The sequence below is a fragment of the Streptomyces sp. NPDC088732 genome, assembly GCF_044751205.1.
GTDB lineage: Bacteria > Actinomycetota > Actinomycetes > Streptomycetales > Streptomycetaceae > Actinacidiphila.
Genome location: NZ_JBIVLI010000021.1, coordinates 170,730 through 180,037, shown reverse-complemented (window position 1 = coordinate 180,037; position 9,308 = coordinate 170,730). Strand labels below are relative to the sequence as shown.

Sequence of the window (9,308 nt, the reverse complement as noted above, 5' to 3'; positions counted from 1 at the left end):
GCCGGCCTGCCGAAGTACAACGAGTACAAGAAGGCCGACGAGAGCCACCTGCTGGAGACCACCGGCAAGAAGCTCCGCAAGCTCATGAGCTGGGTCGAGAACGGTGACTGACCCCTCCCCGCGGATCCCCGCGCCGTCCGACCGGCGCGGGGATCCGTGCTTCGCCAGCCTCCTCCTGGGCAGCTACCGCCGCCTGGTGGGCGTCAGCCTGGGCCCGCCGGTGTGGGCGTCGGACGCCGAAGCGGCCCGGTGGCTGTACGAGAAGGCGCCCTTCGGGCTGCTGGCGCACGATGCGTCGGCCGACCCGCTGTTCGTCTACGCCAACCGCACGGCGCAGCGGTCCTTCGGCTACACCTGGGAGGAGTTCATCGGCCTTCCCTCGCGCCGGTCGGCAGCGCCCGAGGCACAGCCGGACCGGGACGCGCTGCTCGCGTCGGTGAACGCCCTCGGCTACGCCGACGGATACCGGGGGCTGCGGCTGCGCAAGGACGGCCGGATCTTCCGGATCGAGGACGTCTGCATGTGGAATCTGACGGACGCCGACGGAACCCATCACGGCCAGGCCGCCGTGTTCCGCACCTGGTCGGCCGCCTGAGGCCTTCCGCTGGAGGCGGGGGGCGGCGCGGGCACACAGCGCTGCACCACACGGCGGGTCGTCCACCCCGACCGGGGACGGCGTCGCCGCACTCGTCGCGGCCGGCCGAACCGCTCCGAAACGACCCGGTGCCATGCGGTTCCCCATCGTGCCTTCCCTGCGGCCGCCGCGGGCGGCGCGACAGGACCTGCTGGAGATCAGCGGTGACCTTCCACGTAGACCTGAGCCCCTACGTCGACGATCCGGAAGACACCTTCCGGGAGGGCGAGGGCACTCGCGCGGTGACCTTCACCCCCCGCTGCACGCGGATCAACGTCGGCTGGCTCGCGGCCGACCACCCCTTCGACGCCGGCTTGCCCCCTGCCGGCTTCGAGGAACAACTCGACCGCATCCTGCACGGCCAGTACGTCAACGCCGCCCTGGGGACACACCCGTGCGACCTGTGCGACACCGCGAACGACACCGCACCAAGTGCGCCCCGCGGCAGCAGCGAGATCCGCGTCCCGGCCTCGCCCGCCGAGGCCCTTCGTCGATGCCGTGCCGGCGTGCGACGACAGCTGGCGCAACGGACCCCCGGTCCCCCGGCTCCCCGACGACGCCCGGCGACTCGACTTCGAAGCCGGCGACTGAGCCGTATCCCGTGACGGGCTCCAAAGGAGGCGGGGCCGGCCCCGACGTGGGGGCCGGCCGGGAACAGTGGCGCCGGGGGGGCGGCTCCCGTATCGGGGGTCAGCGGACGGGGTGGACCGGGCCGGTCTGGAGGCCGTGTGCGCCACGGACGCCGCACTCCGAGGTCTTCCACGGCACGTCGATCTGCTCCCGCGACTCCGGCGGGAAAACGGCCAGGAAGGACACGCTCGTCAACTGGCACTGCGCGTCGGAGAGTCCGGCCTGCCCGTTCAGCGCCTGTGCGTCGACGGCCGCGTGGGCACGGGGGATCAAGGTGACACTCGTGGCACGCATTCCGGGCGCACGGTCGGCGGCCGCGCCGATCTGGGCGCCGTCACGGCCGCGGAAGGACACCCCGGGGAAGCCCGCCAGGGTGCACGGTGCAGTGCCCGTGTTCCGGAACACCAACTGGAAGTGCGTGCTGCCCACGCCACTGTCCTGGTTCTCGACGGAAACCCGCAGGTGTTCCGAGGTGCACCGCTGGGGCCCACCGTCGCGAACCGCCTCGGAGTCCGCGTCCTGCGCGCCCGAACGGTCCCTCGTCACGGCCCCGTCGGAGGGTGAGTCCTCCCCGCTGCGATCGCCCCGGGAGGTGGGCGAAGCAACACCCGCCGACGACGAGGACCCCTGGGCCGCCCCCGAAGAGGAATCCGAAGAGCTTCCGGCGGCCTTGCCGGTCTCCGGCCCGCACGCGGTGAGGGCGGCGAGCGCCACAGCGAGAACGGGTATGGCGCGGAGTGCGGTCGAGACCTTCATGACGTGCCTGCTTTCTTTTCCGTGCCGGGGCTTCTCCCCGTCACGGACTCCACTTTGGCAATGCATTCCGGCACGACGCCAGCCAGAAATGGCGCCGTGACAGCACCACTGATGAGCAGTTACGATCCGCGGACATTGAGGATCCGGCCGGGCCAACCTTCACGATTTCCCGATGGATATCCGCGCCAATGCCATTCGGAATTCGGCACCGAAATTCTATTGCGTTCCACGGGTATGCGGCGTGCCGGTGGCGGGCGTTCCGGGCCACCGGCGATCGTGAAGAAGCGGCCGGGACATGGGAACGGCCGTATGGAAGGAGGGTGCGCGACGTTTCAGGTCACACCGCCTTTTGGCCGCCGCGGGGCTCAGTAGAAGTGCCGCAGCGACGGCCAGAGGGTCGACCAGGGGGCGGCGGGGCCGTCGCGGAGGACGATGGCGGCCTGCTGTTCCTCGTTGTCGACGCCGTGGCCGTTGTCGACCGTGCCGACCTGCCGGCAGCCCGTGAAGTGGGCTTCGATGCCGTCGGCGTCGCGCTGGCGGACCAGCAGGACGGGGCCGTCGGCGGAGTCCGGGGGCGGGCCCCAGGCGTAGAAGCTCATGTGGCCGGAGTACGGGGCGGGCAGGCCGCGCGAGGGGCCGTAGTGGGCGAGGGCACCTGCCTCGCCGTAGTTCTGGGCGAGGAGGACGGCGCGGCCGCGGTCCGCCTCGGGGATGCGGGCCCACGCCTCGGCGGTGGCGTCCGCGAGGCGGGGCCAGCCGATCTGCTCGCCCTGCTCTGCGTTGATGGCGTTCACGACGGAGACCGCGCCCGCCGGCAGCACGGGCAGCGACAGCAGCGCGGTCAGCACGGCCGTCAGCGCGACCGGCAGAACCGTGTCCCGGGGTTTCGCGGCGTAGCGCTCGCAGCCCGCGGCGAGCAGGACGACCAGCAGCGGGAGCGCGTAGTAGGGCTTGCCGCCGCTCGCGAGCACCAGGGCGCACAGGATCAGGTAGGCCGGTGCGAAGGAGCGGGCCCAGCGCAGCTCCGGGTCGCGCCACAGCCGCAGGCCGCCGGAGATCCAGACGGGGACGAACACCGGGGAGAGGTAGAGGAGTTGCTCGGGGACGAACAGCAGGCGGTTCTCCATGCCGTCGTCGGCGCTGATGCCGCCCGCGACGGTGAGCTGCGGCCAGCCGTTCCGGGCCTGCCACCACAGGTTGGGCAGGGCCAGCGCCAGTGCGAGCGCGGCACCCGCCGCGGGCCACGGGCCGCGCAGGACCCGGCGCGGCCCGGTGAGCAGCAGCCCGCAGAACAGGGCGAGGACGAGCAGCACCACCAGGTACTTGTTCTCCAGGCCGACGCCGACGGCCGCGCCGACCCCGAGCCACCACCGGCCGTCCCCGGTGCGCAGCAGCCGCAGCACGAACCAGCAGACCCCGAGCCAGGCGAGCACGTCGAAGGTGGCCGTGGAGACCATGTGGCCGACGGCCAGGATGAATCCGGAGACGCCTGTGAAGACGGCGGCGAGCACCTGCGCCTGGCGGCTCCCGCCCAGTTCGCGGCAGATGGCGGCGGCCAGGAAGACGATCGCGGCGCACGCGGCGGTCGCCGCGACGCGCAGCCCGGCCGGGCTGTCGCCGAAGGCGGACGTCGACAGCCGCGCGACGAGCGGGGTCAGCGGGGGCTGGTCCACGTAGCCCCAGGCGGGGTGGTCGCCGGCGACCAGGAAGTACAGCTCGTCGCGGTGGAAGCCGTACCGCCCCGACAGCGCGGTCAGGACCGCCGCGAGCACCAGGGCCACCAGCGCGACCGGTCGCGTCGCGTACGCCACCACTGCCGGCCGCCCAGCCGTCGACGCCATCCCCCCACCCCCGGCGACGACGGTACCGGGGCGCCGCGACGGGGGCCAAGGGCCTTTGCTCAGTCGATGTCGAACCGGCTGAAGCGTGAACCACCCTTTGCGGAAAGGTGGTTGAGGAGTCCGCTGAGTACCCGGCGTCCCGGGGTGAGGCGGGTGCGGGCCTCCGGCGGCAGCTCCCACAGGGCGCGCGAGTCACGCAACCGCAGTCCCCAGTCGGCGAGTTCCCGCGGGTCCTCGCAGCTCCAGGCGACATTGACGGCGCGCTCGCGGCGGGCGACGGCGGCGGGGACGGTGTCCATGAGCAGGACGGAGCCGGGGAAATGCGTCGTGACCAGCCCGATCGCGGTCCTGACCGCCGCCTCGGTGAGGTAGACGAGCACGGCCTCGGACACGAACAGGTACGGTCCGGGCGCGGCCCCGACGGCCGCGGTCCAGCCGGGTTCGGTGACGGAGCCGGCCACCATGCGCCGCCGTCCGCTCTCCTCCAGCAGCTCGCGGCGGAGCGCGATGACATCGGGCAGGTCGATTTCGACCCAGGTGGCGGTGCCGTTGTCCAGCCGCTCGTAGCGGGTGCCGAGGCCGCAGCCCAGCTCGACGACCGTCCCCGCGGGGTGGGCGTCCAGGAACTCGCGGACCCAGGCGTCGAGGATGACGCCGCGGAACACCGCCCCGAGGAGCCTCAGGCCGCCGCCGACGCGGGAGAAGTCGTAGTCCAGGGACTCCACCAGCTCCACGGCCTTCGGGTCGCGCGTCAGCGGCCGCCGCCGGGCCGTCTCGGCCGCGCGGGCGAACAGCGGTATGAGCAGGGTCTCCTGAACCCGGCCGAGTTCCACGCTGCGGCGTCCCATGGGAGCACGGTACCCCGCGGTCTCAGGCCCCGGCCCCGCGCAGGGCCTCCGCGAGGGGGCCCTCCCCGGTCACCTCGACGGCTCCGTCCCCCAGCGCGTCGGGCAGGGCGCGGGCGCCGGCCGGCAGGGCGAGGACCGCGTCGGGGCTCTTGGCGGGTCCGTCCGCGTACGCCGGGGTGATGCCGCCGAGTTCGATGTGAAAGGCGCCCTCGTCGAGGCGGACCTCGACCACTCCGCCGGGCAGTCCGGGGAGCGCGGCCAGCCGGCGCATCAGGGGCACGGCGGCCCAGTGCGCGCGGACGGCGTCGGTGGGGCGGGGCTCGCCCAGGTCGTCGGCCCCCCAGGCGGCGAGCGCACCGAGGACGGACAGCAGGTCCCGGCCGCGCGGGGTGAGTTCGTAGACGTACGCGGCGCCGGGGGGCGGCAGGCGGCGGCGGGTGGCCAGGCCGTCGCGCTCCATCTCCTTCAGCCGGGAGGCGAGGACGTCGGTGCTCACGCCGGGCAGGTCGGCGTGGAGATCGGTGTACCGGCGGGGGCCCGCGAGCAGCTCACGGACGATCAGGAGCGTCCAGCGCTCGCCGACCGTGTCGAGGGCACGGGCGACGGCGCAGTACTGGTCGTAACTTCGGCGCGGCATGATCCCAGTGTAGACAAAGAGTTGGACTTTCCAAGCTCGCACTTGGTAAAACCAAGCAGTAGCCTGTGCCTGACACAGCGGGGTGCGGGACCGGACCGGGAGGCCGTCGCATGGAGTACAAGCAGTCGAGCAAGCTGGCCGAGGTCTGCTACGAGATCCGCGGTCCGGTCATCGAGCACGCCAACGCACTGGAGGAGGCCGGGCACAGCGTCCTGCGGCTCAACACCGGCAATCCCGCGCTGTTCGGCTTCGAGGCCCCCGAGGAACTGCTCCAGGACATCATCCGCACCCTCCCCGCCTCGCACGGCTACAGCGACTCGCGCGGCATCCTCTCGGCGCGCCGCGCGGTCGCCCAGCACTACCAGGAGCGCGGCCTCGCCGAGGTGGACGTGGACGACGTCTTCCTGGGCAACGGCGTCTCCGAATTGGTGCAGATGGCCGTGCAGGCCCTGGTGGACGACGGCGACGAGGTGCTGATCCCGGCGCCCGACTTCCCGCTGTGGACGGCCGTGACCCATCTGGCCGGCGGCAAGGCGGTGCACTACGTCTGCGACGAGTCCGCCGACTGGTTCCCCGACCTCGACGACATCGCCTCGAAGATCACCGGCCGCACCCGGGCACTGGTGATCATCAACCCCAACAACCCCACGGGCGCGGTGTATCCGCGCGAGCTGCTGGAGGGCATGCTCGACCTGGCCCGCCGGCACCACCTGGTCGTCTTCGCCGACGAGGTCTACGACAAGATCCTCTACGACGACGCCGTGCACCACACGGCCGCACAGCTCGCCCCCGACGTGCTCTGCCTGACCTTCAGCGGGCTGTCCAAGGCCTACCGTGTCGCCGGCTTCCGCTCGGGCTGGCTGGCCGTGACCGGACCGCGGCAGCACGCCAAGAGCTATCTGGAGGGCCTGACGATGCTGGCCTCCATGCGGCTGTGCCCCAACGTGCCCGCCCAGCAGGCGATCCAGGCCGCCCTAGGCGGGCGGCAGAGCATCAAGGACCTGGTGCTGCCCGGCGGGCGGCTGCACGAGCAGCGCGACCGCGCGTGGGAGAAGCTCAACGAGATCCCGGGCGTCTCCTGCGTCAAGCCCAAGGGCGCCCTCTACGCGTTCCCGCGTCTGGACCCGAAGGTGCACCGCATCCACGACGACGAGAAGTTCGTACTGGACCTGCTGCTGCGCGAGAAGATCCAGGTGGTCCAGGGCACCGGCTTCAGCTGGCCGCGTCCCGACCACTTCCGCATCCTCACCCTCCCCCGCGCCGACGACCTCGACGCGGCGATCAGCCGCATCGGCCGCTTCCTCGCCGGCTACCGCCAGTGATCCGGGCCCGCCGCGCTGGTGGGCGACCGGGGGACGACCGGGGGGTGACCCCACCGCCGCCACGTGCCGGAAGGCCCGTGGACAGGCGGTGCGTGTAGGGGACACCGGGACCTGGGGGCGGGGGTTTACCCCACTTCCCGGGGAGGAGAAACCCGCCGCGGAGTCACCGGTCAGCCGGATGGGGCGTCGATCCGGAGGCCCATAACGTCGTGGTCGAGGCGGTGGTGAGGTGCCACGGCCCGGCTCCGAGGGGGTTCGACACCGTGGCAAGCGCACACGGCCGCGTCCGTACCGCGAGTACGGCACACGGCAAGCAAGGGATCGCCGCCGCCATGGGCGGCTGGAGCGCCCGGCACCGGTGGACGGCGGTGGGCGGCTGGCTGCTCTTCGTCGTCCTCGCGCTGACCATCGGCTCGATGGCCGGCCGGGTCGACGTGACGGACAGCGAGGAGGTCCCGGGGGAATTCGGCCAGGCCGTACGGATCCTGGACGACGCGGGGCTGAGCAACGGGCCCGCCGGCGAGATGGTGCTCGTCCGGGCCGCGTCGGGGGCGGCGGCCGTGAAGGCGACCGACCCGGCCTTCCGGGCCACGGTCGACGACGTCATCACGGCGGTGAAGGGCACCGGTGAGGCCACCGCCGTCCAGTCGCCGTACGACATCAAGGCCGTGTCCGCGGACGGCCGTTCGGCCCTGGTGAAGTTCGACATGCGCGGCGACCCGGACACCGCGCCCGACCGTGTGCAGCCGGTGGTCGACGCCGTGCACGGCGTCCAGGACCGGCACGCGGACTTCACCGTCGAGCAGTTCGGCGAGGCCAGCTCGCAGAAGGTGTTCGACGACGCATTCGGCAGCGACTTCCAGCGGGCCGAGTACTCGGCCCTGCCCGTCGCGCTCGGCATCCTGCTGATCGCCTTCGGCGCCCTGGTGGCCGCACTGCTGCCGGTCGCGCTCGCCATGACCGCCTTCCTGGCGACGAGCGGCCTGGTCGCGGTCGTGAGCCACGCGGTGCACATGAGCGACACCGCCAACTCCGTGATGCTGCTGGTCGGTCTGGCCGTCGGTGTCGACTACTGCCTGTTCTACCTGCGCCGTGAACGGGAGGAGCGGGAGGCCGGGCACGATCCGCAGACCGCGCTGCGCATCGCCGCCGCGACCAGCGGACGGGCGATCCTGGTCTCCGGCGTGACGGTGATCGTGGCGATGGCGGGCCTCCTCTTCACGGGTATCGGCGACTTCAAGGCGATGGGCCTGGCCACGATGATGGTGGTGGCCGTCGCGATGTTCGGTTCGGTCACCGTGCTCCCGGCGCTGCTGTCCCTGCTGGGCGAGCGGGTCGAGAAGGGCCGGGTGCCCTTCCTGCGCCGGCGCGGCCGGGCCCGCAGCGGCGAGTCCCGCTTCTGGGGCACCGTGCTCGGCGGTGTCCTGCGCCGCCCCGCCGTGTCCGCCGCGATCGCCGGCGGGGCACTGATCGCCATCGCGCTGCCGGCGGTGGGCCTGAACACCGCCAATCTGACCCTCAGTCAGGAACTCGGCGACAAGCTGCCGGTCGTCCGCGCCTACGAGGACATCTCAGCGGCGTTCCCCGGTGGTCCCGAGCCGGCGCAGGTCGTCGTCAAGGCCTCCGACATCTCCGCGCCCGAGGTGCGCCGGGCCATCGACGCCTTCAGCCACGAGGCGGTGGCCAAGGGCGCCAGCCCCGGCCCGGTGGAGACCGAGACGCACCCCAAGGAGAACGTCGCCGTCCTCAAGGTGCCGCTGACCGGCGGCACGGACGAGACCAGGGCCGAGTCATCGCTGCGGATCCTGCGGGACCAGGTCCGTCCCGACACGCTCGGCAAGCTCGCCGGCGTCACCGCGCCCATGGCCGGGTCGACAGCCGCGTCGATGGACTTCACCGACAAGATCGGGGCCGCCGTGCCCCCGGTGTTCGCCTTCGTCGTCGTCTTCGCCTTCCTCCTGATGCTGCTCTCCTTCCGGTCGCTGACCATCGCCCTGACCTCGATCGTGCTCAATCTGCTCTCGGTGGGCGCCGCCTACGGCATCCTCACCGTGGTCTTCCAGCACGGCTGGGGCGCGGGCCTGGTGGGCGCCGAGGGCGTCGGCGCGATCGTGGCCTGGCTGCCGCTGTTCCTGTTCGTGATCCTCTTCGGGCTGAGCATGGACTACCACGTGTTCGTGGTCTCCCGGATCCGCGAGGCCCGTATGCGCGGTCTGAGCACCCAGGAAGCGATCCGGCACGGCATCACCACGACGGCGGGCGTGGTGACCAGTGCGGCGCTCATCATGGTCGCGGTGTTCGCGATCTTCGGAACGCTGTCGATGCAGAGCATGAAGCAGATGGGCGTGGGGCTGGCGTTCGCGGTGCTGATCGACGCCACCGTCATCCGCGGCATCCTGCTCCCCGCGGTGATGGCGCTGCTGGGCGAGCGCAACTGGTACCTGCCCTCGTGGCTCAACTGGCTGCCCGACATGACCCACGACGAGACGGTGATCGCCCCGCCGCCGGCCCGCCCGGAGGGCGTGCCGCTCCCCGTGGCACCCTCCGGCGCGGCCCGCTGAGCCCGCCGCCCGCGACCGGCGCCCCCGGCCCGGTCCCCGCAGCCGCGGGGGCCGGGCCGGCCCGATGGGTACGACAGCG

The 9,308-nt window shown here is 72.4% G+C and carries 8 protein-coding genes and 1 pseudogene; 5 read left to right on the top strand and 4 right to left on the bottom strand.

Features of this window, described 5'->3' with window-relative positions:
* The 3 genes and pseudogenes from ACIP9H_RS31630 to ACIP9H_RS31620 all read left to right on the top strand — a co-directional run.
* Positions 1 to 111: pseudogene (locus ACIP9H_RS31630) on the top strand (ketol-acid reductoisomerase); the annotation flags it as partial.
* Positions 104 to 595, top strand: coding sequence for an MEKHLA domain-containing protein (locus ACIP9H_RS31625; RefSeq protein ID WP_401596264.1), 492 nt, complete (start codon positions 104 to 106; stop codon positions 593 to 595). The pseudogene ACIP9H_RS31630 and the gene ACIP9H_RS31625, both read left to right, overlap by 8 nt.
* A gap of 203 nt (positions 596 to 798) precedes the next feature.
* Positions 799 to 1,239, top strand: a complete 441-nt coding sequence (locus ACIP9H_RS31620) for a hypothetical protein (RefSeq protein ID WP_401962215.1) — start codon at positions 799 to 801, stop codon at positions 1,237 to 1,239.
* An 85-nt stretch (positions 1,240 to 1,324) separates the two neighbouring features.
* On the opposite strand, the gene ACIP9H_RS31615 is transcribed toward ACIP9H_RS31620, so the two are convergent.
* The 4 genes from ACIP9H_RS31615 to ACIP9H_RS31600 form a co-directional block, all read right to left on the bottom strand.
* Complete coding sequence (locus ACIP9H_RS31615; protein ID WP_401962213.1) at positions 1,325 to 2,020, bottom strand: DUF4232 domain-containing protein; 696 nt, start codon at positions 2,018 to 2,020, stop codon at positions 1,325 to 1,327.
* Positions 2,021 to 2,385: 365 nt separating this feature from the next.
* Positions 2,386 to 3,861 (bottom strand): glycosyltransferase family 39 protein, encoded by a 1,476-nt coding sequence (locus ACIP9H_RS31610; protein WP_401962210.1) that lies wholly within the window; start codon positions 3,859 to 3,861, stop codon positions 2,386 to 2,388.
* Between the two features lie 59 nt (positions 3,862 to 3,920).
* Positions 3,921 to 4,709 (bottom strand): class I SAM-dependent methyltransferase, encoded by a 789-nt coding sequence (locus tag ACIP9H_RS31605; protein ID WP_401596254.1) that lies wholly within the window; start codon positions 4,707 to 4,709, stop codon positions 3,921 to 3,923.
* Positions 4,710 to 4,731: 22 nt separating this feature from the next.
* Complete coding sequence (locus ACIP9H_RS31600) at positions 4,732 to 5,349, bottom strand: winged helix-turn-helix transcriptional regulator (RefSeq protein WP_401962224.1); 618 nt, start codon at positions 5,347 to 5,349, stop codon at positions 4,732 to 4,734.
* Positions 5,350 to 5,456: 107 nt separating this feature from the next.
* Here ACIP9H_RS31600 and ACIP9H_RS31595 point away from each other — a divergent pair, with 107 nt between their 5' ends.
* The gene (locus ACIP9H_RS31595; protein ID WP_401962207.1) at positions 5,457 to 6,668 is read left to right on the top strand and encodes a pyridoxal phosphate-dependent aminotransferase; all 1,212 of its coding nucleotides are present in this window, start codon (positions 5,457 to 5,459) and stop codon (positions 6,666 to 6,668) included.
* A gap of 332 nt (positions 6,669 to 7,000) precedes the next feature.
* A complete protein-coding gene (locus ACIP9H_RS31590) occupies positions 7,001 to 9,229 on the top strand; it encodes an MMPL family transporter (RefSeq protein ID WP_401962222.1) in 2,229 nt (742 codons plus the stop codon).
* The last annotated feature ends 79 nt before the right edge of the window (positions 9,230 to 9,308 follow it).